The organism is Microbacterium sp. BWR-S6Y (assembly GCF_041379845.1).
In the GTDB taxonomy this organism is placed as follows: Bacteria; Actinomycetota; Actinomycetes; order Actinomycetales; family Microbacteriaceae; genus Microbacterium; species Microbacterium hydrothermale.
The window spans coordinates 148,370-174,528 of record NZ_JBFECV010000007.1; the positions used below are offsets into that span (position 1 = coordinate 148,370).

Here is a 26,159-nt window from a genome sequence, read left to right on the forward strand (position 1 = left end):
AGGCCCCCAACCGGCGATAAGTGGGACGAGGTTCCACCCCCGGCCACAAGGGGGACGAGGTCCCACCCCGCGCGCACAGCAAAGCGCCCCGCCCCTCGCAGGAGGGACGGGGCGCTTCGGGCCGGGTCAGACCCCGGGGTAGTCGCGCTCGGCGGCACCCGTGTAAAGCTGCTGCGGGCGGCCGATCTTGGTCTGCGGGTCGGTGATGGCCTCGCGCCACTGGGCGAGCCAGCCGGGCAAGCGACCGATCGCGAACAGCACCGTGAACATGCGCGTGGGGAAGCCCATCGCCTTGTAGATGACGCCGGTGTAGAAGTCGACGTTCGGGTAGAGGCGACGCTCCTTGAAGTAGTCGTCCTCGAGGGCGATCTGCTCGAGCTCCTTCGCGAGGTCGAGGAGCGGGTCGCTGACGCCGAGCGCCTCGAGCACCTCGTCGGCGGCACCCTTGACGAGCTTGGCGCGCGGGTCGTAGTTCTTGTAGACCCGGTGGCCGAAGCCCATGAGCTTGACGCCCTCTTCTTTGTTCTTCACCCGCTCGACGAAGCGCTCGACGCTCTCGCCGGAGTCGCGGATGCGGCCGAGCATCTGCAGCACGGCTTCGTTCGCACCGCCGTGCAGCGGACCGGAGAGGGCCTGGATGCCGGCGGAGATCGACGCGAACTGGTTCGCTCCGGTCGAGCCGACCAGACGCACGGTCGAGGTCGAGGCGTTCTGCTCGTGGTCGGCGTGCAGCATGAGCAGCAGGTCGAGTGCCTTCGTCATGACCGGGTTGACCTGGTAGATCTCGCTCAGCACGCCGAAGTTCAGCTTGAGGAAGTTGTCGACGAAGCCGAGGGAGTTGTCGGGGTACAGGAACGCCTGGCCGATGCTCTTCTTGTGCGCGTACGCGGCGATCACGGGGAGCTTCGCGAGCATGCGCACGGTGTTGAGTTCGACGTGCTCGGGGTTGTGCGGGTCGGACTCGGCCTCGTAGTAGGTCGACAGGGCCGCGGTGGCGGCCGACAACACCGACATGGGGTGCGCGGTCGGCGGCAGCGCCGAGAAGAAGCGCTTCAGGTCTTCGTGCAGCAGGGTGTGACGGCGGATGCGCTCGTCGAACGACGCCAGCTCGGATGCCGAGGGCAGCTCGCCGTAGATGAGCAGCCACGCGACCTCGAGGTAGGTGCTGTTCTTCGCCAGCTGCTCGATCGGGTATCCGCGATAGCGCAGGATGCCCTGGTCGCCGTCGATGAACGTGATGTCCGACTTCGTCGACGCCGTGTTGACGAAGCCGTAATCGAGGGTGGTGTGCCCCGTCTGCTTGGTCAGCGACGCGATGTCGATGCTGGGGACGCCGTCGGTGCCTCGCAGGACCGGGAATTCGGCGGTGGAGCCCCCTACCGTCAGAGTGGCCTTGTCCTGCTGCGTGCCCGCGTCGCTCACCGCGCCTCCTTGCGATTTCTGGTCGCCCATGTGGTCGATCGCGGGAGCTGCGGCACCCGCGGTCTTCTCGACCGGTGGATGCCACGGGTATGGCATCCGGGTCGGCACGCGCACGGAAGGTACCCGGACACAGTGCTTTTACAGCCTAGTAGGCACGCCGACGTACAGATGACATCGCCAAAGGATCGCCCCATCGAATGGAGGGATCCTCCTGATCAGCGGGCCGGATGCCCCTTCGCGGTCCATGACCGCCCGGGCGGGTCGCTCCACTTGCTCCGTCCGGGGGGAAGAGCCTCAGGAGATCAGACGCTCCGCCGCCGCCGCGATCCGCTCGTCGGTCGCGGTCAGCGAGAACCGCACGTGATTCGGGAAGTACGCCCCGTAGAAGTGTCCCGGGCCGACCAGGATGCCGAGATCGGCGAGCCGCCCCACGCTCTCCCACGCGTCGCGTCCCTCGGTCGCCCACAGGTACAGGCCGCCCTCGCTGTGGTCGATCGTGAAGCCAGCGGCCTCGACCGCGGGCTTCAGCACCGCGCGGCGACGTGCGTACAGCTCGCGCTGGGCCGCGACGTGGGCGTCGTCGCCGAGGGCGACGGTCATGGCGCGCTGCACGGGGGCGGGAGGCATGAGCCCGAGGTGCTTGCGCCCGGTCAGCAGGCGCGCCACGAGAGCGGGGTCGCCCGCGAGGAACGCGGCACGGTATCCCGCGAGATTCGACTGCTTGCTGAGGGAGTACACCGACAGGACGCCGGTGAGGTCTTCGCCCACCACGGCCGGGTCGAGCACGCTGGGCACCGGCTGCGCGTCCCACGGAGCGTCCCAGCCGAGTTCGGCGTAGCACTCGTCGGAGGCCAGGACAGCACCGATCTCGCGCGCCCGGGTCACGGCATCCTGCAACTCCTGCGGGGTGAGCACGCGGCCGTCGGGATTGCCGGGAGAGTTGATCCAGACCAGTTTCGCGTGGGCCGGCCACTCGGCGGGGTCGTCGAAGGCGACGGGCTCGGCACCGACGAGGCGAGCTCCGACCTCGTAGGTCGGATACGCGGCTCGGGGGTGCACCACCGCATCTCCGGGCCCGAGGTCGAGCAGCAGTGGCAGGAGGGCGACGAGTTCTTTCGAGCCGACCGTGGGGAGCACGTGCGACGCGTTCAGCCCGGGCACCCCGCGCCGACGGTGGTACCACTCGGCGATCGCCTCGCGCAGGGCGGGCGTTCCCGCGGTCTGCGGGTAGGCGTGGGCGTCGGTCGCGTCGGCGAGGGCCGCGGCGATGACCGCCGGCGTCGGATCGACGGGCGAGCCGATCGAGAGGTCGACGATCCCGTCAGGATGCCGCCGCGCGCGCTCCGCGTACGGGGCGACGGCGTCCCACGGGTAGTCGGCGAGGTCGGCGACGCCCACGGCTCAGTGGCTCTGCGGGGGCAACGACGAGACGACCGGGTGATCCTTCGCGATCACGCCGACCTTGGCCGCGCCGCCGGGCGATCCGATGTCGTCGAAGAACTCGACATTGGCCTTGTAGTAGTCGGACCACTCTTCGGGCAGGTCGTCTTCGTAGTAGATGGCCTCGACGGGGCAGACCGGCTCGCACGCACCGCAGTCGACGCATTCGTCGGGGTGGATGTAGAGCGACCGCTCGCCTTCGTAGATGCAGTCGACCGGACACTCGTCGATGCAGGCGCGGTCTTTGACATCGACGCACGGGAGAGCGATCACGTAAGTCACGAGCTCAGTCTAATCGCGACCGGGCGGCGGGCCCCGCGCCGACCCGCGGGCTTATGATCCGCTCGGCCGCGCGGGCGCCGGGAGCTTCGAGAAGTCGGGCCAGAGCGCGACGAGCACCATCAGCGCGGGGCCGACGACCGTCCACACGAGCGGGACCCACTCGGTGCCGGCGGTCGGAGCCGCGACGATCGCCGAGCCCCCCGGTCCGATCTGCGAGAACACGTAGGTCGCGAGGGTGATGCCGAGCCCGCCCGCCAGCGCGTTGACGCGGTCACCGGTGAGGGTGCGCAGGGCGATCAGCAGGGCCGCACTGCCGACAGTCGCCAGCAGCAGCCCGACGGGGACAGGACCGACGAGGAACGCCTGCGCCACCGTTCCGGCCGCGCCGTAGAAGGCTCCGACGAGCAGCGCGACGATCCACCCGATGACGCGAAGGATGCCAGCATTCACCGGCTCAGTCTAGACAGTCGCGGTTGTGCGGCGGCTCCGGGCGCCCTCGATCCTCCCCTCGGCATCTCGGTGGTGAGCGGTGTCGCTGCGGCGGGTGATTCGGGCGGTCGGCGAGAGCGCCCGCTCCGCCTCGCCTCGGCTTCCGCCGCGGGGGAATCTCCGTTTCACCCTCGTCGACGCCGCCCCGACGCCATCCGTCGCGCCACAGGCATACGTGCAGGATCAGTCCCGACCTCTCCGAACATTCCGTCTCGCATCCGATCCAGAGGAGACCACTGCCATGACTTCACTCACCTCCGAAGACCCCGCCCCCTCGCTCTCTCGGCGCACGATCATCACGAGCGCGGCGTGGTCCGTGCCCGTGGTCGTCGCCGTCACCGCGACCCCCGCGTTCGCCGCTGCTTCCGGACAGACGAGCATCACCGCCACGACGCCCAACATGCAGACGCCGGCCGGCGGCACCAGCACGGTCACCGCGGTGGTGAAGGACGGCACCGGGAAGCCCCTCGCCGGTCAGGCCGTGTCGTTCACCGGACCGAGCGGAACGTCGTTCTCGCCCACCACGGCCACGACCAACGGCTCCGGCGTCGCGACTTCGACGTTGACGGTGTCGGATTCGTGGACGACGGCGGGGACGACGATCACGGCGACGGCGACCAGCAACGGCGTGTCGGGGACGGCCGCGCTCACCGTGCTGGGCGCGAACGCGTACGCGCTGGGGCAGAACACCGGCGGGTTGGCCGGCACCGGATCCTCCGCCACCCAGGTCAGCCCCGCCGCGCAGCTGACCCGCGCGTTCCCCTCCCCCGTGGTCTCCCTCTCGGCCGCGGCGACGTTCTCGCTCGCCCTGCTCAAAGACGGAACCGTCTGGGCCGTGGGCAACAACGACTCCGGTCAGCTCGGCGACGGCACCAACACCTCCCGCACCACCTGGGCGCCCGTCCCCGACCTCACCGGCGTCAAACAGATCGTCGCCGCCGGCTCCTCCGGATACGCACTGCTGTCGGACGGTTCGGTGAAAGCGTGGGGGTTGAACACGGGTAGCCAGCTCGGCGACGGCTCCTCCACGAACAGAAACGTCCCCGTCAGCGTCAGCGGCATCACCTCCGCCACCCAGATCGCCGCCTCGGCCACGAACGGGATGGCCTGCCTCTCCGATGGAACCGTGAACATCTGGGGCGACAACTCCCACGGCCAGTTCGGCAACGGAACCACCTCCTCCAGCAACTACCCGCAGACGGCCTCGGTCATCACCGACGCCGTCGAAGTCGCCACCATCGAAGGAAGCTGCTACGCCCGGTCCTCCAGCGGCACCATCTACTCCTGGGGCAGCAACAGCAACGGCGCCATGGGCACCGGTCTCCCCCTGGCCAACATCACCCGCCCCGGCCGGGTCAGCGGCATCACCACCGCCACCCAGATCTCCGCCGGCCGCTTCAACCCCTACGCCCTCCTCTCCGACGGAACCATCCGCAGCTGGGGACGCGGCGCCGACAACGCCCTCGGAAACGGCTCCACCAACAACGCCACCACCCCCGTCACCGTCAGCGGCATCACCACCGCCGTCCAAGTCGTCGGCGGCAACCGCACCGCCTGGGCCCTGCTCAAAGACGGCACCATCAAAGCCTGGGGATCCGCCAACACCAGCGACAGCACCTACGGCCAACTCGGCGACCCCAACACCACCACCGCCCCCACCCCCATCACCGTCAACGGAACCAGCCGCGTCACCCAACTCGCCGGCAGCTCCTCCGCCAGCACCCTCTTCCTCATCGTCGGCGACCCGGTCGTCACGGTGTCGGCCAATCCCACGATCGTCGCCGCCGGAGCGACGTCCACGATCACGGGACACGCGAACGGGGCAGCCTACGGCAGCGTGATGTCGGGACAACCGATCTCCTTCAGCGCCAGCGCCGACCCCTCCGCGACGGTGTCCGTTTCGCCCGCATCCGCCACGACGGATTCCTCGGGCAACGCGACCTCGACGTTGACGGTGTCGGATTCGTGGACGACGGCGGGGACGACGATCACGGCGACGGCGACCAGCAACGGCGTGTCGGGGACGGCCGCGCTCACCGTGCTGGGCGCGAACGCGTACGCGCTGGGGCAGAACACCGGCGGGTTGGCCGGCACCGGATCCTCCGCCACCCAGGTCAGCCCCGCCGCGCAGCTGACCCGCGCGTTCCCCTCCCCCGTGGTCTCCCTCTCGGCCGCGGCGACGTTCTCGCTCGCCCTGCTCAAAGACGGAACCGTCTGGGCCGTGGGCAACAACGACTCCGGTCAGCTCGGCGACGGCACCAACACCTCCCGCACCACCTGGGCGCCCGTCCCCGACCTCACCGGCGTCAAACAGATCGTCGCCGCCGGCTCCTCCGGATACGCACTGCTGTCGGACGGTTCGGTGAAAGCGTGGGGGTTGAACACGGGTAGCCAGCTCGGCGACGGCTCCTCCACGAACAGAAACGTCCCCGTCAGCGTCAGCGGCATCACCTCCGCCACCCAGATCGCCGCCTCGGCCACGAACGGGATGGCCTGCCTCTCCGATGGAACCGTGAACATCTGGGGCGACAACTCCCACGGCCAGTTCGGCAACGGAACCACCTCCTCCAGCAACTACCCGCAGACGGCCTCGGTCATCACCGACGCCGTCGAAGTCGCCACCATCGAAGGAAGCTGCTACGCCCGGTCCTCCAGCGGCACCATCTACTCCTGGGGCAGCAACAGCAACGGCGCCATGGGCACCGGTCTCCCCCTGGCCAACATCACCCGCCCCGGCCGGGTCAGCGGCATCACCACCGCCACCCAGATCTCCGCCGGCCGCTTCAACCCCTACGCCCTCCTCTCCGACGGAACCATCCGCAGCTGGGGACGCGGCGCCGACAACGCCCTCGGAAACGGCTCCACCAACAACGCCACCACCCCCGTCACCGTCAGCGGCATCACCACCGCCGTCCAAGTCGTCGGCGGCAACCGCACCGCCTGGGCCCTGCTCAAAGACGGCACCATCAAAGCCTGGGGATCCGCCAACACCAGCGACAGCACCTACGGCCAACTCGGCGACCCCAACACCACCACCGCCCCCACCCCCATCACCGTCAACGGAACCAGCCGCGTCACCCAACTCGCCGGCAGCTCCTCCGCCAGCACCCTCTTCCTCATCACCGGGTAACCCGACAGGAGACGGTCCGAAAGGGTGGATGCACTCCGGTGCATCCACCCTTTCGTGATATCGGCGGTCAGCCGTTCCGACAGGGAGGTGAAGAGCTCCAGAGAATCGGGTGAGACGCGAGAGCATCATGTGGACATGCGATCGCGCCGGTGCCAGCAACCGCGTCCTCAACCGGCCTTCACCCCTGCCTCCGGCGTTGCCCGCGGCGGCGCGAGAGCCACGCCTCGCGACACAATCGGCGCCAGCACCATCGTCCGCATTTCACTCGCATCGAGGACTCCTCACCATGACAACGCCCGCGCCTGCAGACACCGCACCCTCGACATCCCTCTCCCGCCGCACCGTCATCGCCGGTGCGGCCTGGTCGGTCCCCGTCATCGTCGCCGTCACAGCCACCCCGGCCTTCGCGGCAGCCTCGGGGCAGCCCACGCTCACCGTCAGCGCACCAAACATGCAGACCCCGGCCTCCGGCTCCAGCGTCGTCACCGCCATCGTCACGGACGGGTCCGGGGCCCCTTTGGCCGGCCAACCGGTGTCGTTCACCGGCCCGAGTGGAACCAGCTTCTCGCCGACGACCGCGACCACCAACGGCGCCGGAACCGCCACCTCCACGTTGACGACCTCGGATCCGTGGGCCCTCCCGGGATCGAGCGTCACCGTCACGGCGCTCACCAACGGGGTGTCGGGAACGGCGCCGCTCACGGTGATCGGTGCGAACGCCTACGGGATCGGGGACAACAGCAGCGGGCGCCTCGGCACGGGATCGTCCGCGTCGGCGGTGACCTCAGCGACCCAGCTCACCCAGGCCTTCCCCGCCCCGATCGTGTCCATCGCCTCCGGGGGTGCTTTCTCACTCGCCCTCCTCAACGACGGCAGCGTCTGGAGTGTCGGCAAGAACGACAAGGGCCAACTCGGCGACGGCACCACCACCGACCGGGCGACGTGGGCCAAGATCCCCGGCCTGACCGGCGTGACGAAAGTCTCCGCAGGACTCCGGGCAGCGATCGCGCTCCTGTCCAACGGCCAGGTTCGCACCTGGGGCAACGGCTCGCTCGGCCAGCTCGGCAATGGCTCCACGACGTCCAGCAACACCCCCGTGACGGTATCCGGAATCTCCACCGCCGTCGACATCGCGGGAGGAAACGCGATGTACGCCGTCCTCAGCGACGGCACCGTGCGCTCCTGGGGATCGGGGACCAACGGGGAACTGGGCAACGGCACGAGCGGAAGCAGCGCGACGAGCACAGTACCCGTCCAGGTCACCGGGATCACCACCGCCACCGCGGTCCAAGCGGGCGTGGGGTTCGGACTGGCGCTCCTCCAGAACGGGCAGATCAAGTCGTGGGGCGGCAACAACGTCGGTCAGCTCGGCAGCGGGAGCTTCGCCGCCTCGAGCACACCGGTATCGGTCGTGAACATCACGACCGCGAAGTCCATCGCCGCAGGGGGGAGCAACGGCTACGCCCTCCTCGGGGATGGGACCGTGCGCTCCTGGGGATACAGCGACCGGGGCCAGCTCGGCGACGGCAGCGCCATGGGCACTGACGTCTCGTCCCCGGTCACCGTGAGCGGCCTCTCGAACGTCACGCAGATCTCCGCGACGAACGCCAGTACGTACGCCCTGGCCTCGGGATCACTGCGAGCGTGGGGGGCGAACGAGAACGGTCAGCTGGGCGATGGGACGAGCACGAACCGCAACACCCCCGTCGCGTTCACCGGCACCTCCAGCGTCACCGCCCTGCTCGCGAACAGCCCCATGAGCTCCGGGACGTTCTTCATCGTGGGCCCGCGCGCGATCGCGCTCGCGTCGCTTCCGAGCCCGCTACCCATCGGAATCACCACCGGGGTCTTCGCGACGGTGACCGACCCGAAGACGGGTGCGGGGATGAGCGGGCAGTCGGTGACCTTCGCGACGGATCTGGGGTGGGTCTCTCCGGTGACGACGACCACGGACTCGTCGGGACGGGCGGTCACCACGCTCGTCGCCGGCGACACGTACCTCTTTCCGCAGACCAGCATCACCGTTCACGCGGAGAGCGCCGGGGTCGTCACGACGACGTCTGCTCCGCTCGTGGGGGCGAACGCCTTCGCGGTCGGCTCCAACGACACCGGCAACATCGGAAGCGCGGGTGGCGCCGGCACCGACTCGACGAGCCCGACCCTCACATCTCCCACCCAGCTCTCCAAGGTCTTCCCCTCGCCCATTCTCACCGTGGGGTCCGGCAACGGTTTCTCGATCGCCCTCCTCGAGGACGGCACCGTGTGGGGCGTCGGAAACAACCTGTCGGGGCAGCTCGGCGACGGAACGACGACGAATCGCACCACGTGGGCTCGGGTCAGCGGCCTGACGAACGTCACCGGGATCGCGGTGGCCGAGAGGCTCGTCTTGGCGGCCACCTCCTCGGGAACGGTGTATCGATGGGGACAGGATCGAAACGCGCACAACGCTCCGAAAGAAACAACCCCCCAGCTGGTATCGGGGATCACCACTGCCCGCCAGGTCGCCCTCGCCCCCGACGCCGGCTCGAACGGCAGCACGTTCATCGCGCTTCTCTCCGACGGGCGGGTGCTCACGTGGGGCGGCGGGGCACTGGGCGACGGCACGAGTGCGTACCGCACGACCCCGAGCCCGGCGACCGGTATCTCCACAGCCATCGCGATCGCCGCGAGTTCGGCGACGGTCTTCGCGCTCCTGTCCGACGGCACGATCCGTTCGTGGGGCACGAACTCCGCGGGGGCGAACCTGGGGAACGGAACAGTCGACGATCCCGACACCGAGAGCACCTCCCTCTCCCCGGTCACCGTGACGGGTATCTCGACGGCCACCGCGATCGCCGCCGCCGGCTACAGCACCTACGCAATCCTCTCCGACGGCACCGTCCGCGCGTGGGGTGGCAACGATGCGGGCCAGCTGGGCGACGGGACGACCACCGCGCGCAACACCCCCGTCGCGGTGTCGGGCATCTCCCACGCCGTCGCCCTCGGCACGGCCGCTTCTACCGCGTACGCGCTCCTCACCGACGGTACGTCGCTCGGATGGGGCGCGAACGACCAGGGCCAGCTCGGCGACAACACCGGCACGGCGCACAGCACACCGGTGGCCTTCCCGCCGAGCGGTTCGAACGTTCCCGCCATCCGCTCCTTCGGCGTGAACAGCACGTCGAACCGCGGCTTCGCGATCATCGAGCCGTCGACCTGATCCGACCCGCGAACCGGCGGCCGGGGACCGCGCACACCGTGCGCGCCACCCGGCCGCCGCCGTTTCGCGACGCGACCACGTCAGGCCGCGAGTCCCGCCCGTCGGAGCAGCGGGGCTCAGTCTCATCGCGCCCGGGCTCCGGGCTCAGCGTCGCCCCGCGAGCCGGAGCTCAGCGCGTCAGTGTACGGGCGGCGGCGACGGCTGGGCGTCGAGCGGTCCCGCTCACGCCGCCCAGCCCCACAGCCGCAGCAGCGCAGCGGTCACGGCCGCAGCCGCGACGACGACGAGGAACGGCGCCCGCGCCCAGAGCAGCAGCGCGGCGACGCCCACCGCCGGCACCCGCGCGTCGACAACGATCGCGGGGCCGGCGGCCAGCGTCTGCACCACCACGAGCGCCGCCAGAAGAGCGACCGTGAGCAAGTCGGCGATCCGCGCGGGGCGCGGGGCCTCGAGCCACTGCGCGGGGAGCAGGTACCCCACCGCCTTCAGGGCGACGCAGATGACGGATGCCAACAGCACCGCGTTCCACAGGGTCATGGCATCCCCTTCTCTTCGAGCGTGCCTGGCGCGGCGGGCGTGCGCCGACGCGGGTCGAACAGCCCCACTGCGACGGCGACACCGGCCGCGGCGATCACCGGGATGCCGGGCATGAGCACGGGAGTGAGAAGCGCCGCGACGACGGCGGCGCCGGCCGCGACCGCGAGCGGCTGACGGCCGCGCAAGCGGGGCCAGAGCAACGCCAAGAACGCCGCGGCTGCGGCGGCGTCGAGGCCGTAGGCCCTCGGATCGCCGAGCACGTCACCCACCAAGGCGCCGACGAGTGTCGACAGGTTCCAACCGACCCAGATGGCGATGCCCGTGACCCAGAAGCCGGCTTGACGGGCGCGCGCGGTGCCCTGCGAAAGGCCCACGGCGACCGACTCGTCGATGGTGAACTGCGTCGCCGCGGCCTTCCGCCAGAATCCGCCCGCGATCACCGGCGCCATCCGCATCGCGTAGGCGGCGTTGCGCACGCCGAGCAGCGCCGCCGACGCGATCGCGGCGGGCGCCGCGGCAAGACCGCCCGCCGCGATGACACCGACGAAAGCGAACTGCGAGCCGCCGGTGAACATGAGCAGACTCAGCACGCAGGCCTGCCAGACGTCGAGACCGGATGCCACCGCCAGCGCGCCGAACGAGATCCCGTAGGCGCTGGTCGCGAGGGCGACGGCGAGGCCCTGTCGTGAGGCGACACCCTCGGGTGTTCGGTAGAACGAACGCATGGACATCATCGTGAACGAGTGCCCGGTGTTCGTCAAGTCGAACGAACGGTGAGCATAATGAACACATGACGGATCTCGGGGATCGGATCGCCGCGGCCCTGCGACGCGAGCGCGAGCGACGCGATCTCAGTGTCTCGGAACTCGCGCGAAGAGCCGGGGTGGCCAAGGCGACCGTCTCCCAGCTCGAGAACGGTGGCGGCAACCCGAGCGTCGAAACCCTCTGGGCTCTGGCGACCGCACTCGAGCTCCCCTTCGCCGTCCTGGTCGACGAGGGCGTGCGCTCCCCCACCCTGATCCGCGCGGGCCAAGCGGCCACGGCGGTGCCGTCGTCGGCATCCGATTATCTCGCCGTACTGCTGTCGGCGAGCCCGCCGCACGCACGGCGCGACATCTACCTGCTGAGCGCCGAGCCGGGCTCGCCACGGCTGTCGGAACCTCACCCGCGCGGGACGGTCGAGCACCTCGTGATGGTGACGGGTCGCGGCTGGGTCGGCCCGGCCGACAACCCGTACGAGCTCTCGCCCGGCGACTACCTGTCGTATCCCGGCGATGCGCCGCACGTCTTCGAGGCGCTCACCCCCGGCATGAGCGCGGTGTGCGTGGTCGAGTCGCACTGACGCCGACGGGCGTTCCGGCCGGCACGGACATGACGCAGGAGAGACGTCGGTAGCAGGCCTCGGCCGACGGGCCGGGCGGTGTTCCCCGCCGCCGGATTCCTGCATTGTGTCCGCCGGTCGGTGCACAGCTCCTGCGGAGACGTCGCCCGGCGCGGGCCTGGATCGCCGTCAGTGACCGGCGATTTCGACAGGCCCAGCCACCACGCGCGGGGGAACGCGGGACGGCCCCGCCGAGCAGAACTCCGCGGGGCCGTCGGGTGACGAGAACGCTTACGCGTTGGCATCCTGGCGCTTGGCGCGCGAGGCGGCACGGCCGCGCTCGGTCGCGTCGAGCACGACCTTGCGGATGCGCACCTTCTCGGGCGTGACCTCGACGCATTCGTCGTCGCGCGCGAACTCGAGCGACTCCTCGAGCGTGAGCACGCGCGGGGGCGTCATCGACTCGAAGGAGTCGGAGGTCGACGAACGCATGTTCGTGAGCTTCTTCTCCTTGGTGATGTTGACGTCCATGTCGTCGGCGCGCGAATTCTCTCCGATGACCATGCCCTCGTAGACCTCTTCGGTCGGCTGCACGAAGAAGCTCATGCGCTCCTGCAGGGCGATCATGGCGAAGGGGGTCACGACGCCCATGCGGTCGGCGACGATCGAGCCGTTCTGACGCGTGGTGATCGAACCGGCCCAGTCGTCGTAGCCGTGCGAGATCGCGTTGGCGATGCCGGTGCCGCGCGTGATCGTGAGGAACTCGCTGCGGAAGCCGATGAGACCGCGCGAGGGAACGACGAACTCCATGCGCACCCACCCGGTGCCGTGGTTCGTCATGTTGTCCATGCGGCCCTTGCGGGCGGCCATGAGCTGCGTGATCGCACCGAGGTGCTCTTCGGGGGCGTCGATCGTGAGGTGCTCGTAGGGCTCCTTGAGCTTGCCGTCGTCGCCGCGCTTAGTGACCACCTGGGGCTTGCCGACGGTGAGCTCGAAGCCCTCGCGGCGCATGTTCTCGACGAGGATCGCCAGGGCGAGCTCGCCGCGACCCTGGACCTCCCACGCGTCGGGGCGTCCGATGTCGACGACCTTGAGCGAGACGTTGCCGATGAGCTCGCGGTCGAGGCGGTCCTTGACCATGCGCGCGGTGAGCTTGTGGCCCTTGACCTTGCCCATCAGCGGCGAGGTGTTGGTGCCGATCGTCATCGAGATCGCCGGGTCGTCGACCGTGATCGCCTTGAGCGGGCGCACGTCTTCGGGGTCGGCGATGGTCTCGCCGATCGTGATGTCGGGGAAACCGGCGATCGCGACGATGTCGCCGGGGCCGGCGTCTTCGGCGGGGAAGCGCTCGAGAGCGCGCGTCTTGAGCAGCTCGGTGACACGGGCGTTGCTGGTGGTGCCGTCGGCGCGCACCCACGCGACCGTCTGACCCTTCTTGAGCGTGCCGTTGAACACGCGCAGCAGCGCGAGACGACCGAGGAACGGCGAGGAGTCGAGGTTGGTGACCCACGCCTGCAGCGGCGCCTCGTCGTCGTACGACGGAGCGGGAACGTGCTCGAGGATCGCGCCGAACAGGGGCTCGAGGTCGTCGTTGTCGGGGAGGGCGCCGTTGTCGGGACGGGTGAGCGAGGCCGCGCCGGCACGACCCGAGGCGTAGACCACCGGAACGTCCAGGAGAGCGTCGACGTCGAGGTCGGGCACGTCGTCGACGAGGTCGGACGCGAGACCGAGGAGCAGGTCGTGCGCCTCTTCTTCGACCTCGGCGATGCGCGCGTCGGGGCGGTCGGTCTTGTTGACCAGGAGGATGACGGGGAGCTTCGCCTCGAGCGCCTTGCGCAGCACGAAGCGGGTCTGGGGCAGCGGACCCTCGGACGCGTCGACGAGCAGCACGACGCCGTCGACCATCGACAGACCGCGCTCGACCTCGCCACCGAAGTCGGCGTGACCGGGGGTGTCGATGACGTTGATCGTCACCGGGACCTCGGTGTGGACGCCGTTGTACTCGATCGCCGTGTTCTTGGCGAGGATCGTGATGCCCTTCTCGCGCTCGAGGTCGTTCGAGTCCATCGCGCGCTCTTCGACGTGCGCGTGGTCGCCGAACGAGCCGGTCTGGCGGAGCATGGCGTCGACGAGGGTCGTCTTGCCGTGGTCGACGTGCGCGACGATCGCGACGTTGCGGAGGTCAGGACGAAGGGCGTGCGCCATGGAGGGTCTCCAGGAAATTTAGGGGTGGCGCCCGGAATCGGGCCGTCCCAGTCTACCGGGCGCCCACGACACTCCCGGCAGCGCACGTTCAGGAAGCGCGACGGCGCACAAAAAGGGGCGGGATCCCGCAGGATCCCGCCCCCTCGCTCGATGCCGGACTCAGCTGTTCTGGAAGCCGACGATCGTCCAGTCGACGGTCTCGAACTGGGTCGCGCCCCAGTTCACGAGGCCCTGCTTGACCGCGTAGACGTTGGGCAGCGGCGCGATCGGGATGATCGGCACGTACGACCAGAGCACCTTGTCGATCTCCTCGGCCGTCTGCAGGCGCGAGTCGGGGTCGAGGTCGGTGTTGGCCTTCTGCCACAGGTCCGCCAGCTGCGGGTCGGTGATGCCGGTGTAGTTCTGGGCCGAGTCGACGGGCGAGAACAGCGACTCGCTCGACGAGATCGGGTACGCGGTGCCGCGCCACGAGAACGTCACCATCTGGAAGTCGCCCGGGATGATGTAGTCGCTGAAGTAGCCGCCGACGGGGACCGTGTTCAGGTCGACCGGGATGCCGAACTCGCTGAGGTCGGCCTGGACCTGCTCGGCGCGCTGGATGTTGGTCGCGGTGTCGGCGGGGACCGTCACCGAGAACTTCAGCGGGGTGCCGTCCTTGACCCAGGAGTCGCCGTCCTTGGTGTAGCCGGCGTCCTCGAGGTACTTCGCGCCGGCGTCGGTGTCGTACGGCAGCGACTCGTCGGTGTAGCCGTCCTGGCCCGGCATGAAGACGTAGCTGCCCTGCGTGATGGCGGGGACGCCGACCGGGGAGTTCGCCGTGTTGGCGATCTGCTCGCGGTTGACGATGGATGCCACGGCCTTGCGCACGTTGACGTCGGCGAGCGGGCCGTCGGAGGCGCGCATCGTGAGGTGCGTCCAGGTCAGACCGTTCGACGCCTGGATCTGCGCGCCCTGCACGTTCTGAGCGGTCTGGTAGAGGTCGGCGTTGGCGCTGATGTTGAGCGCGTCGATCTCACCGTTGCTGAACGAGGTGCCCTGCTGGTCCTGGCTCACCGCGCGGTAGACGATCGTCTCGAGCTTGGGCGCCTGGCCCCACCACTTGGGGTTGCGCTCGAGGGTCGCGATGCCGGCGGTCGCGTCGAAGCTCCCGAGCAGGAACGGGCCCGACGACGGCAGCGCCTTCGTCAGGTAGCCGGTGTTGAAGGTGGTCGGGTCGTTCGCGACGGATGCCGGGAGGACCTGGCTGAGCAGGCCCTGCCAGTCGGCGTAGATCGACGAGAACGTGATGATGACGTCGTACTCGTTCTCGCCCTGCTCGACCGAGGAGATCTGGTCCCACCCGGTCGTCGAGATGACGACGTAGTCGGGGTTGGAGCCGTTGTTCGCCTTCCACGTCGCCTGGTAGTCGGCGACCGTGATGGGCGTGCCGTCCTCCCAGACGGCCTTCGGGTTGAGCTTGATCTCGACCGTCTGGGGGTCTTCGTTGGTCAGCTCGACCGACTCGGCGTAGTCGGAGTTCACGACCGGCTTGCCGGACTCGTCGATCTTGATGGGGCCGCCCTGCATCGCCGAGACGATGTCGTTGGTGTTGGCCTCGTTGCCGTCGATGTGGAAGTTGTTCCAGTTGACCGGCATGGAGTCCACGGCGAGCGTCAGCGTGCCGCCGTCCTGCACGTCGGCCGCGTCGGCACGCACCCACGCGGTCGAGGGCAGGGAGTTCTGGTCGTCGGGATTCGCCGACGGCGCCGCGGTGTTGCCCGGCGCGCACCCGGCGATCGCCAGGGCGGCGGCGCTCAGCAGCGCGAGCGCGCCGAGCCCCTTCGCTTTGCGGATCTGCATGTGATCAATCCTCTCGTTGGTGATCAGGGAGGGCCTTCGACGACGTGGTGCCGTCGACCGAAGACGTTCGGGGGGAACCGGCCGCCGCCGTCTCGAGGACGAGGTCGGACCGTTCGGCGTAGTGGCACGCCACCTCGGAGTGCGCCGAGGGGCGCAGACCGGGGTCGTCGGAGTCGCACCGGCGCCGGTCGGCGTCGGGCAGCAGGCGGTAGAGCGGGCACCGCGTGCGGAAACGGCATCCGGAGATCTCCTGCGTGGGGCTCGGCAGGTCGCCGTCCAGCAGGATGCGGGTGCGCGAGCGCTCGATGCGCGGGTCCGGGATGGGCGCCGCCGAGATCAGGGCCTTGGTGTACGGATGCCGCGGATCGTCGAACACCTCGTCGACCGGCCCCTGCTCCACGATGCGTCCGAGGTACATGACCGAGACGTCGTCGGCGATCTGGCGCACCACCGCGAGGTCGTGCGCGACGAAGAGGAACGACAGGCCGAGTCGCTCCTTGAGGTCTTCGAGCAGGTTGATCACGCCCGCCTGGATCGACACGTCGAGCGCCGAGACGGGCTCGTCGAGGACGACCACGGCGGGGTCGGTCGCGAGCGCGCGGGCGATGCCGATGCGCTGGCGCTGACCACCCGAGAACTCGTGCGGGTAGCGGTCCGACATGTTCGGATCGAGACCGACGAGCTCGAGCAGCTCGGTCATCTTGCGATCACGTTCGGCGCGCGGCACACCCTGCACGAGGAGAGGTTCGGTGATGACCTCCCCGACCGGCAGGCGCGGGTCGATCGCGCCCATCGGGTCCTGGAAGACGATCTGGATACCCATGCGCAGCTGCGCCTTGTCTTTGCGGCTCACCGTCGCGACATCCGTGCCGTTGATCCGGATGCTGCCGCTCTGCGGGGCGACCATCTCCATGATCTCGAGGATCGTGGTGGTCTTGCCGCACCCGGACTCCCCCACCAGACCCATCGTGCGACCGGGCTGGATCGAGAACGAGATGCCGTCGACGGCGCGCACCGTGCCGATGCGGCGCGGGAAGACCGACCCCTTCATCAGCGGGAAGTGCTTCGTGAGGTCCGTCACCTCGACGGCGGGCGTGACGTCGGGCCGCAGCGGCGGGATCTCCCCCAGCGCCTCGGGGCGCGGGAAGATGTCGGGTCGCGAGAGCGAGCCCGAGGCGATCTCGTCGGCGCGGATGCAGGCGGAGACGTGCTCGGGGTCGACGCCGTGCACGACGAGCTCGGGCTCGACCTCGCGGCACGCGTCGATCGCGATCGGGCACCGCGCGGCGAACGGGCAGCCCGTCGGCAGGTTCGCCAGGGACGGCGGCCGCCCCTCGAGCGGGACCAGTCGCTGCGAGCCCGCCGTCTGCATGTTCGGCACGGAGCGCAGAAGTCCGACCGTGTAGGGCATGTGCGGGTCGTGGAAGATCTCGTCGACGGAGCCGCGTTCGACGAGCGCGCCGGCGTACATGACGGCCACGCGGTCGGCGTGACCGGCGACGACGCCGAGGTCGTGCGTGATGAGCACCACGGCGGCGCCCGTGACCTCGCGCGCCTTCTGCAGCACCTCGAGGATCTGGGCCTGGATCGTGACGTCGAGCGCGGTGGTGGGCTCGTCGGCGATGATCACGCGCGGGTCGTTCGCGATCGCCATCGCGATCATCGCGCGCTGACGCATTCCGCCCGAGAACTCGTGCGGGTACGCGCGGGCCCGACGCTCGGCATCCGGGATGCCGACGAGCTTGAGCAGCTCGACCGATCGGGCGTGCGCGGCTTGGGCCGACAGGGCGCGGTCGTGCAGCCGCAGCCCCTCGGAGATCTGGTCTCCGACGGTGTACACCGGGGTGAGCGCCGACAGCGGGTCCTGAAAGACCATCGCGAGTTCGGCACCGCGGATCTTCGACAGCTGGGCGTCGTTGATCGACAGCAGCGAACGTCCGTCGTAGAGAATGTCGCCCTCCACCTTCGCGTTCGAGGGGAGCAGTCCCATGACCGCGAGGGAGGAAACGCTCTTCCCGGAGCCGGACTCGCCGACGATGCCGAGGAACTCGCCCTCGTGCACGTCGTACGAGATTCCGCGCACCGCGCGGACGGCGTTCCCCTCCCGCTGGGGGAAGGTGACGCTGAGGCCGCGCACCGACAGCAGGGGCGAACGTCCGGTCGCGGACGACGGGGAGACGGTACGGGGGTCAGTCACGGTTCGCTCCCGAGGTGGGGTCGATGGCGTCGCGCAGGGCGTCGCCGATGAGGCTGATGGCCAGGAGCAGCACGATCAGCACGCCGGCGGGGTAGACGAACAGCCACGGGCGGGTCACGGCGGCCGAGGTGCCCGCCGAGAGCAGGGTCCCCAGAGACACGTCGGGCGCCTGGACGCCGAAGCCGAAGTAGCTCAGCGAGGTCTCGGCCATGATCGCCGCGACGATTCCGAGGGTCGCGTCGATGATGAGCAGCGAAGCGATGTTGGGGATGATGTGGCGCGCCAGGATCTTGCGCGTCGGCATCCCCATGTACCGCGCGGCACGGACGAAGTCGCGGTTGCGCAGCGAACGGGTCTGGTTGCGGACGACCTGCGCGAGGATCATCCAGCTGAACACCGCCAGGAAGAACGTCAACGCGAGCCACGACAGGCCGCGCGTCAGCGGGCTGAGCAGGACGAGCACGAAGAACGACGGCACGACCAGCAGCAGGTGGATGACCCACCCGATCACGGCGTCGATCTTGCCGCCGAGGTACCCGGCGACCGAGCCCACGGTCGCCGCGATCAGCGTCGCGCCGATGCCGGCGAGGGCCCCGATGATGAGCGACTTCTGCAGGCCCACCAGCGTCTGGGCGTAGATGTCCTGGCCGATGCCGTTGGTGCCGAACCAGTGCAGCTGCGTGGGCCCGAGGCCCACGTTGAGGAAGTCGCGCTGGGTGGCGTCCCAGGGAGAGAGCAGGGGGCCGATGAAGGCCCAGAGCACGATGAAGACGAGCACGCTCGCGCCGACCCAGAACCGGGGCATCTTGCGCAGACGAGCGCGCACCAGGGCTCCGCGAGAAAGCGGCTTTCGGTCGCGGGTGACCGGGCTGGTGGCGACGAGGGTGCCGTCGAGGGCATCTTCCTGCATGGTCATGTCAGCTCCTCACTCTCGGGTCGAGGGCTGCGTAGAGCACTTCGGACAGGGTCGACGAAAGCAGGACGAGGACCGCGACGAAAAGCGTCGATCCCGCCACCGCATTGATGTCCTGCTGGGTCACGGCGTTGAGCTGGAATTGCCCCATGCCGCGCCACGAGAAGACGATCTCGAGCATCGCGGAACCGGCGATCAGCGTGCCGAAGCTGTAGGCGAAGAACGTCGACATCGGGATGAGGGCGATGCGAACGCCGTGGCGGAAGAGCGCCTGCGTGCGCGGAAGGCCCTTCGAGCGGGCCGTGCGGATGTAATCGGCGCCGAGCACGTCGAGCATCATGCTGCGCTGGTAGCGCGAGAACGACGCCGCACTGATGAGCACGAGGGCGATAGTGGGCAGCAGCAGGTGCACCGCACGGTCGGCGACCATCGGCCAGAAGCCCTCGACTCCGGCGGTGTACTCGCCGGTGAAGCGGATGACCTGCGTGCCCAGCGCGTTGTTGAAGCCGGTCGCGGCGATCATCAGCAGCACGCCGATGACGAACGTCGGGGTCGCGAACACGAGATACGACGCGTACGTCGTCACCTGGTCGCTCGCGCGGTACTGCCGCACCGCACCCCACACGCCGATCAGCACGCCGACCACGGCGCCCAGGATCGACCCGATCAGCAGCAGGCGCAGGCTGGTGCCGGCCCGCGTGGCGATCTCGGTCATGACATCCTGGCCGCCGATCGTGGTGCCGAGGGAGAACTTCGTGAACAGGTTCACGAGCCAGTTCCACAGGCGCACGAGGATCGGCACGTCGGGGTTGGCGCCCAACGCGTTCAGGCTCGCGATGATCGAGTCCTCCGGCGGACGCGGGTTCATGCCGTAGAAGCGGTCCTGTGGCCGCAGCAGCGCGGAGCCGAGCACGTAAGCGAGACAGGTCGCCAGCAGGCTCAGGACGGCGTAGTTCAGGAACCGTCGCAGAACGTACAGCGTCATGACGCGCGCAGGCCCGTTCGCCCGGATTCCGTCCAGAACGTCTCGGTGGTCTGCATGGTGCTGGTCCTCTCGCCTTCGAGATCCCCGCCGATTGTTTCGCCTGGCTAAGGATCTTCGAAGACCCTACGTCGGCTTTTCGCGGAACGTGTGCCGGGGGAACACACTTTTCACGACCGTAACAAAGCTCTTACATGGCGCTTTGTCACGAGCGATGGGAGCTGGCGCAGCACTGCGCTCAGCGGACACCGCCGGAAATGAACAAAGCGATAATAACCCAGAGGACGAGAACCGCCAGGGAAATCAGCGAGGGAATGTCCCAGAAACGACGAACGGTACCGTCCGCGGGCGCGCCCGCCCGCGCGGACTCCCACGCGTCCTGGATGACCTGGAGATCGCGGATCGCGGGGGGCTCGCGGCGCCCCCGCTCGTCGTCGCGTCGCAGCGCGGGTCGGCCCGGTCGGCCGGCCACCGGGCCTCCGAAGGCCTTCACGACGCGCGGCTCGTCGGTGCGCACCTCGAGCTGCCACCGCATGTCGACGTCGCTCACGCGCGCCCAGGCGATCTCCGTGATGCGCAGGGGGTTGTGGATGCGGATGACGCGGGCGTCGATGCGTACGTGCGGCGCGAACAGCAGGGCGTAGACGCCCCACAGCGCCAACAGAACCCAGGGGGCGAGCAGGAGCATCTCGCCGAGGCCGGCGCGGAGCGCGGCATCCCCCAGGAGGACCACCGCGAGCACGGCCCCGAGCACGAGCCCGACGACCGAGGAGGGGGCGCGGAACACCCGTGGGTGCTCCGCGCCCCGATAGCGCTCGTCGCGCGTCACGCGCCGCCCAGCTGCAGCGAGGCGCCGGGGATCGCGTCGAGCAGGCGACGGGTGTACTCCTGCGACGGCTGCGCGAAGATCTCGTCGACCGTGCCCTGCTCGACGAGCTTGCCGCGCTCCATGACGCACACCAGGTCGGCGGCGACACGGACGACGGCGAGATCGTGCGTGATGAACAGGTAGGTCAGACCGAGTTCGGACTGCAGTTCGGCGAGCAGCTGGAGGATCTGCGCCTGCACGAGCACGTCGAGGGCCGAGACGGCCTCGTCGAGCACGAGGATGTCGGGCTTGAGCGCGAGAGCGCGCGCGATCGCGACACGCTGGCGCTGACCGCCGGACAGCTCGTTCGGGTAGCGCGAGGCCAGCTCCTGGGGCAGGGCGACCTGCTCGAGCAGCTCCTCCACGCGGGCACGACGCGAGGCGTTGTCGCCCACCTTGTGGATGTTGAGCGGCTCGGCGATGAGGTTGCCGATGCTGCGCAGCGGGTCGAGCGAACCGTACGGGTCCTGGAAGACGGGCTGCATGCGGCGACGCAGGGCGAAGGTGTCCTTCGCGCTGAGCTTGCCGGTGTTCACCCCGTCGACCTCGATCGAGCCCGACGTGGGCTCCTCGAGCTTGAGGACCATCTTCGCGATCGTCGACTTGCCCGAACCGGACTCCCCCACGAGCGCGAGCGTCTTGCCGCGCGGGATCTCGAACGAGACCCCGTCGACGGCGCGGAACTGCTCGCTGCGGAATCCGCCCTGGCGGATCTTGTACTCCTTGACGAGGTCGGTGACCTTCACGGTCGCCGGCGCGTCGATGTCGGCCTCGCGGATGATGCCGCGATCCTCCGCCTTCGCCTGGATGCGCTGCGACGCGATGCTCGGCGCCGCGGCGACCAGCCGCTGGGTGTACGGGTGCTGCGGGTTCTCGAGGATCTCGCGGCTCGGGCCCGACTCGACGATCTCGCCCTGGTTCATCACGACGATGGTGTCGGCGCGCTCGGCGGCCAGACCCAGGTCGTGCGTGATGAGGAGCACCGAGGTGCCCCTCTCCCGGGTGAGGGATGCCATGTGGTCGAGGATGACGCGCTGCACCGTGACGTCGAGGGCCGAGGTCGGCTCGTCGGCGATCAGGAGCTTCGGGTCGGCCGCGAGGCCGATGCCGATGAGCGCGCGCTGGCGCATACCGCCCGAGAACTGGTGCGGGTACTGGTGCAGGCGACGCTCGGCGTCGGCCAGACCGGCCTGCTTGAGCACCTCGATGGCGCGCTTCTCGACCTCTTTGCGACCGGTGGCGATGCCGTTCGCGCGGATCGCCTCCTTGACCTGGAAGCCGATGCTCCACACCGGGTTGAGGTTGGACATCGGGTCCTGGGGGACGTATCCGATGTCCTTACCGCGGACCGACTCGAACTGCGACGAGCTGAGACCCGTCAGTTCTCGCCCGTCGAGGGTGATGCTGCCGGCCGTGACGTGACCCGTGCCGGGGAGCAGGCCGATCACCGCGGAGGCGGTGGTCGACTTGCCCGAGCCGGACTCGCCCACGATGGCCACGGTCTGGCCGGGGTAGACGTCGAGGCTCACGCCGTGGAGCACCTCGCGGGAGCCCCCCTCGCCCTCGAAGGCGACCTTGAGGTCGCGGACGGACAGCAGAGGCGTCATGGTGGCGTCGCTCATCGGCGGGCCCTCGCTCTCGGGTCGATGGCGTCTCGGATGAGCTCGCCCAGCAGGATGAACGCCAGCACGGTCACGGTCAGCGCAACCGACGGCCAGATGAGCGCGGCCGGCGCGACACGCAGCGACTGCTGCGCCTGGCTGATGTCGTTACCCCACGACATGGTGTCGCCGCCGAGACCGACGCCGAGGAACGACAGGGTCGCCTCGGCCACGATCGCCGCCGCGAGGCTGATGGTGGTGACCACCAGGAGCGGGGCGATGGCGTTCGGGATGACGTGGGTCAGCAGCGTCTTGAAGCGCGACTGGCCGAGCGCCTGCGACGCGGAGACGTAGTCGGCCTGGCGCACGCGCAGCACCTCGGCGCGCACCACGCGCGCCGTGGACGCCCACGCGAACCCGCCGATCGCGAACGCGAGGGTGAGCACGTTGCGGTACTGCGAGAACACGCTCATGACGACGATCGCCGCGAGGATGTAGGGGATCGAGAAGAAGATGTCGCCGACGCGCGAGATCACCGCGTCGAGCCATCCGCCGTAGAAGCCCGACAGCGCGCCCATGATGAGGCCGATGATCGTGCCGATCGCCGTGGCGAGCAGACCCACCGACAGCGAGGTGCGCGCACCCCACACGATGCGGGAGAACGTGTCGCAGCCCTGGAAGGTGAAGCCCAGGATGTGACCCGGCTGCGGACCGCCGTTGCTGTTGGAGAGCTGGCAGTCGTTGTTCGGCGGCACCTGCGTGAACAGGGTCGGGAACGCGGCCATGAGGATCACGATGGCCATGACAGCCAGGGCGATCCAGAACGTCGGGCGACGACGCAGGTCGCGCCACGCGTCGAGCCAGAGGTTGCTCTTGCGGGCGGCGACGCGCACGGCGTCGACCGAGATGGTCTCGGTCTTGATGGGGGCGACGTAGTGCGGCGCCGGGAAGTGACTACTTGACATAGCGGATCCTCGGGTCCAGAAGGCCGTACAGGAGGTCGACGACGAGGTTGACCAGCACGTAGATGATGACGAAGACGGTCACGAACGAGACGACCGTGGGGCCCTCGCCGCGGATGGTCGCCTGGTAGAGCGTGTTGCCGACGCCGGGGATGTTGAAGATGCCCTCGGTCACGGTCGCGCCCACCAGGAGAACGCCGAAGTTGGTCGCCGAGTTCGTGATCACGGGGATGAGCGAGTTGCGCAGCACGTGCACGGGGATCACGCGACGACGCGAGAGGCCCTTGGAGTAGGCGGTGCGCACCCAGTCCTGGTTGAGCGTGTCGATGACCGACCCGCGCATCAGGCGCATGCTCGTCGCGAAGAGGCTGAAGCCCAGCACGATCGCGGGGAGCAGCAGATCGCCCCAGTTGTTCTGGGCTCCCACCGTCGGGCGGAACCACCCGAGTTGGATCGCGAGGAAGTACTGCGCGAGGAAGCACGCGACGAAGATCGGCAGGGCCACGAACAGCAGCGCGACGATCAGCGCGACGTTGTCGAACAGCTTGCCCTTGCGGATGGCCGAGATGGTGCCGACGATGATCGCGAGCACGAACTCGATCGCGAGGGCCATCACGGCCAGTCGCGCCGTGACGGGGAGCGTGCGTGCGAGGACCTCGTTCACCGACTGGCCGGAGAAGGTCGTCCCGAGGTCGCCCTGGAAGATCCCGCCCAGGTACAGGAAGTACTGGATGATGAAGGGCTGGTCGAGGTGGTACTGCGCCCGCAGGGCTTCGACGACCTGCGGAGCGGGGGTCTTGTCACCGAAGAGCCCGAGGATCGGGTCTCCCGGCATGGCGAAGACCATGAAGTAGATCAGCAGCGTGGCCCCGAAGAACACGGGGAGCACCTGCAGCAGACGTCTGAGGATGTAGCCGAGCATCCGCTCTCTTTTCGAACGTGGGAAACGCCTCATCGGACGTTCATGTGGGGGGCGGGGCGCAGAAGGGCCCGTGCCGTTTTATCACACGTCGTGATGAGGCCTGGCTGGCAGACCGCGAGGCGGTGACGAATCCGTCACCGCCTCGCGGCCCGAGATCGGAAGGGTTACTTCGTGATCTCGTAGTACAGCGGAACCGAGTTCCACCCGAACTTGACGTTGTTCACGCCCTCGGCGAATCCACCGGTGACGTTGGAGTACCAGAGCGGGATGGCGGGCAGGTCCTGGAGCAGGATCTCCTGAGCCTTCTGGAAGTCGGCGTTCTGGGCGTCGACCTCGGTCTCGGCGATACCGGCGGAGAGCAGGCTGTCGAACTCGGGGTTCGAGTAGTCACCGTCGTTCGACGAGGCGTCGGTCGCGTAGAGCGGTCCGAGGAAGTTGTACAGACCGGGGTAGTCGGCCTGCCAACCGGTGCGGAAGGCGGTCTGGATGCTGCGGTCGGTGATGGCCGTACGCGCTTCCTTGAACGTCGGGTACGGCGCGCCGGACGCGTCGATGCCGAGGGTGTTCTTGATCGAGTTGGTCACCGCGTCGACCCACACCTGGTGTCCGCCGTCGGCGTTGTACGCGATCTGGAACGTGCCGCTCCACGGCGAGATGGCGTCGGCCTGGGCCCACAGCTCCTTCGCCTTGGTCTCGTCGTACTTCAGCACATCGGCGCCGGTGAGCGAGTCCGACCAGCCGTCGATGACGGGCGAGGTGAAGTCGCTGGCCGGGGTGCGGGTGCCCTGGAAGATCGTCTTGGTGATCTCGTCGCGGTTGATGGCCATCGACAGCGCCTGACGACGCAGCTTGCCCTCTTCGCCGCTGAAGTGCGCGAGGCGCTCCGGGATGGTGAACGACTGGAACACCGCGGCCGGCTGGTTGACCGCGCGGTCGCCCAGGTCGGACTCGAAGGTGGCCTGCGAGGCCGAGGGGATGGCGTCGATCACGTCGACGTTGCCGCCGAGGAGGTCGGCGTACGCGGCATCCTGCGTCGCGTAGAAGACGACCGTCAGGCCGCCGTTGGCGACCGTGCGACCACCCTGGTAGTCGTCGTTCTTGACGAGGTCGATCTGCACGTTGTGCTGCCATGCGCCGTCGCTGGCGAGCTTGTACGGACCGTTGCCGACCGGGTTCTCACCGAAGGCTGCCATGTCGTCGAACGCGCTGTCGGGCAGCGGGAAGAACGCCGAGTAGCCCAGGCGCAGCGCGAAGTCGGCGGCGGGCTTGGACAGGGCGATCGTGAAGGTGTAGTCGTCGACCTTCTGCAGACCGGTCAGCTCCGAGTCGGCGTCGTAGCTGAAGCCGACGATGTCCTCGAAGAAGTAGCTGTTGAGCTGGTTGTTCGACAGCTGCGCGCCGTAGTTCCAGGCCTTGATGAAGTTGTCGGCCTTGACCTCGGTGCCGTCCGTGAACTTCTGGCCCTTCTTCAGGGTGACCGTGAGGTTCTGCGCGTCGTTGGTGACGATGGACTCCGCCATGTCGTTCACCGGGGCGCCGTCGGCGTCGTAGTAGACCAGACCCGCGAAGATCGAGTCGAGGATCTTTCCGCCGCCGACCTCGTTGGTGTTGGTCGGGATCAGCGGGTTCTGCGGCTCCGAACCGTTGGTCCGGATGATGGCCGAGGCGTCGCCGCCCGAGGCCGAGCCGCTGCCGCCGTTGTCTCCGCCCGAGCAGCCGGCGAGCATGAGCCCGACAGCTCCCAGCAGGGCGAGACTGGAGAGGGCAATCTTGTTGCGCTTCACAGTTCCTCCAGGGAAGGGATGATCATCGCCCGCGCAGGGTTTTCACGCAGCACAAGGCGCGGGGAA

Annotated in this window: 19 protein-coding genes; 3 read left to right on the plus strand and 16 right to left on the minus strand. The window is 68.9% G+C overall.

Annotated elements, in window-relative coordinates; all coding sequences use genetic code 11:
• Window positions 1-126: 126 nt before the first annotated feature.
• The 4 genes from AB1K56_RS15120 to AB1K56_RS15135 all read right to left on the minus strand — a co-directional run bounded on the left by AB1K56_RS15120 (window position 127) and on the right by AB1K56_RS15135 (window position 3,594).
• A complete protein-coding gene (locus AB1K56_RS15120) occupies window positions 127-1,422 on the minus strand; it encodes a citrate synthase (protein WP_136585302.1) in 1,296 nt (431 codons plus the stop codon).
• 294 nt (window positions 1,423-1,716) lie between these two features.
• Window positions 1,717-2,820, minus strand: a complete 1,104-nt coding sequence (dapC, locus tag AB1K56_RS15125) for a succinyldiaminopimelate transaminase (protein WP_371206318.1) — start codon at window positions 2,818-2,820, stop codon at window positions 1,717-1,719.
• Window positions 2,821-2,823: 3 nt separating this feature from the next.
• Window positions 2,824-3,144 (minus strand): ferredoxin, encoded by a 321-nt coding sequence (gene fdxA / locus AB1K56_RS15130; protein ID WP_076676249.1) that lies wholly within the window; start codon window positions 3,142-3,144, stop codon window positions 2,824-2,826.
• Between the two features lie 51 nt (window positions 3,145-3,195).
• The gene (locus tag AB1K56_RS15135) at window positions 3,196-3,594 is read right to left on the minus strand and encodes a histidinol dehydrogenase (RefSeq protein ID WP_371206319.1); all 399 of its coding nucleotides are present in this window, start codon (window positions 3,592-3,594) and stop codon (window positions 3,196-3,198) included.
• 280 nt (window positions 3,595-3,874) lie between these two features.
• On the opposite strand from AB1K56_RS15135, the gene AB1K56_RS15140 reads away from it, so the two are divergent.
• Both AB1K56_RS15140 and AB1K56_RS15145 read left to right on the plus strand, forming a co-directional pair.
• Complete coding sequence (locus tag AB1K56_RS15140; RefSeq protein ID WP_371206320.1) at window positions 3,875-6,763, plus strand: hypothetical protein; 2,889 nt, start codon at window positions 3,875-3,877, stop codon at window positions 6,761-6,763.
• 286 nt (window positions 6,764-7,049) lie between these two features.
• The gene (locus AB1K56_RS15145) at window positions 7,050-9,962 is read left to right on the plus strand and encodes an RCC1 domain-containing protein (RefSeq protein WP_371206321.1); all 2,913 of its coding nucleotides are present in this window, start codon (window positions 7,050-7,052) and stop codon (window positions 9,960-9,962) included.
• A 222-nt stretch (window positions 9,963-10,184) separates the two neighbouring features.
• Here the strand turns inward: AB1K56_RS15145 and AB1K56_RS15150 are convergent, their stop codons facing one another.
• On the minus strand, window positions 10,185-10,499 hold the full coding sequence (locus tag AB1K56_RS15150; RefSeq protein WP_371206322.1) for an AzlD domain-containing protein: 315 nt from the start codon (window positions 10,497-10,499) through the stop codon (window positions 10,185-10,187).
• The gene (locus AB1K56_RS15155; RefSeq protein WP_371206323.1) at window positions 10,496-11,224 is read right to left on the minus strand and encodes an AzlC family ABC transporter permease; all 729 of its coding nucleotides are present in this window, start codon (window positions 11,222-11,224) and stop codon (window positions 10,496-10,498) included. The genes AB1K56_RS15150 and AB1K56_RS15155 overlap by 4 nt, the downstream gene beginning before the upstream one ends.
• A gap of 65 nt (window positions 11,225-11,289) precedes the next feature.
• Here AB1K56_RS15155 and AB1K56_RS15160 point away from each other — a divergent pair, with 65 nt between their 5' ends.
• Window positions 11,290-11,841 (plus strand): helix-turn-helix domain-containing protein, encoded by a 552-nt coding sequence (locus AB1K56_RS15160; protein ID WP_371206324.1) that lies wholly within the window; start codon window positions 11,290-11,292, stop codon window positions 11,839-11,841.
• A 270-nt stretch (window positions 11,842-12,111) separates the two neighbouring features.
• Here AB1K56_RS15160 and typA read toward each other — a convergent pair whose 3' ends face one another.
• The 10 genes from typA to AB1K56_RS15210 form a co-directional block, all read right to left on the minus strand.
• Entirely contained in the window at window positions 12,112-14,025 is a 1,914-nt protein-coding gene (typA, locus tag AB1K56_RS15165; protein WP_264631105.1) for a translational GTPase TypA, read from the minus strand.
• Between the two features lie 159 nt (window positions 14,026-14,184).
• Complete coding sequence (locus tag AB1K56_RS15170; protein ID WP_371206325.1) at window positions 14,185-15,864, minus strand: ABC transporter family substrate-binding protein; 1,680 nt, start codon at window positions 15,862-15,864, stop codon at window positions 14,185-14,187.
• A 4-nt stretch (window positions 15,865-15,868) separates the two neighbouring features.
• Window positions 15,869-18,061 (minus strand): dipeptide ABC transporter ATP-binding protein, encoded by a 2,193-nt coding sequence (locus AB1K56_RS15175; protein ID WP_371206326.1) that lies wholly within the window; start codon window positions 18,059-18,061, stop codon window positions 15,869-15,871.
• Entirely contained in the window at window positions 18,054-18,977 is a 924-nt protein-coding gene (locus AB1K56_RS15180; RefSeq protein WP_136585292.1) for an ABC transporter permease, read from the minus strand. Before AB1K56_RS15180 ends, AB1K56_RS15175 begins: the two co-directional genes overlap by 8 nt.
• A gap of 1 nt (window position 18,978) precedes the next feature.
• Window positions 18,979-19,959 (minus strand): ABC transporter permease, encoded by a 981-nt coding sequence (locus AB1K56_RS15185; protein ID WP_136585291.1) that lies wholly within the window; start codon window positions 19,957-19,959, stop codon window positions 18,979-18,981.
• A gap of 235 nt (window positions 19,960-20,194) precedes the next feature.
• On the minus strand, window positions 20,195-20,743 hold the full coding sequence (locus AB1K56_RS15190; RefSeq protein ID WP_371206327.1) for a hypothetical protein: 549 nt from the start codon (window positions 20,741-20,743) through the stop codon (window positions 20,195-20,197).
• A 38-nt stretch (window positions 20,744-20,781) separates the two neighbouring features.
• Complete coding sequence (locus tag AB1K56_RS15195) at window positions 20,782-22,446, minus strand: ABC transporter ATP-binding protein (RefSeq protein ID WP_371206328.1); 1,665 nt, start codon at window positions 22,444-22,446, stop codon at window positions 20,782-20,784.
• Window positions 22,443-23,390 carry an ABC transporter permease gene (locus AB1K56_RS15200; protein ID WP_136585288.1) on the minus strand — a complete coding sequence of 316 codons (948 nt, stop codon included), beginning with the start codon at window positions 23,388-23,390 and terminating at the stop codon, window positions 22,443-22,445. Before AB1K56_RS15200 ends, AB1K56_RS15195 begins: the two co-directional genes overlap by 4 nt.
• Entirely contained in the window at window positions 23,380-24,309 is a 930-nt protein-coding gene (locus tag AB1K56_RS15205; protein ID WP_136585287.1) for an ABC transporter permease, read from the minus strand. Before AB1K56_RS15205 ends, AB1K56_RS15200 begins: the two co-directional genes overlap by 11 nt.
• 164 nt (window positions 24,310-24,473) lie before the next feature.
• Entirely contained in the window at window positions 24,474-26,093 is a 1,620-nt protein-coding gene (locus AB1K56_RS15210; protein WP_371206329.1) for an ABC transporter substrate-binding protein, read from the minus strand.
• Window positions 26,094-26,159: the final 66 nt, after the last annotated feature.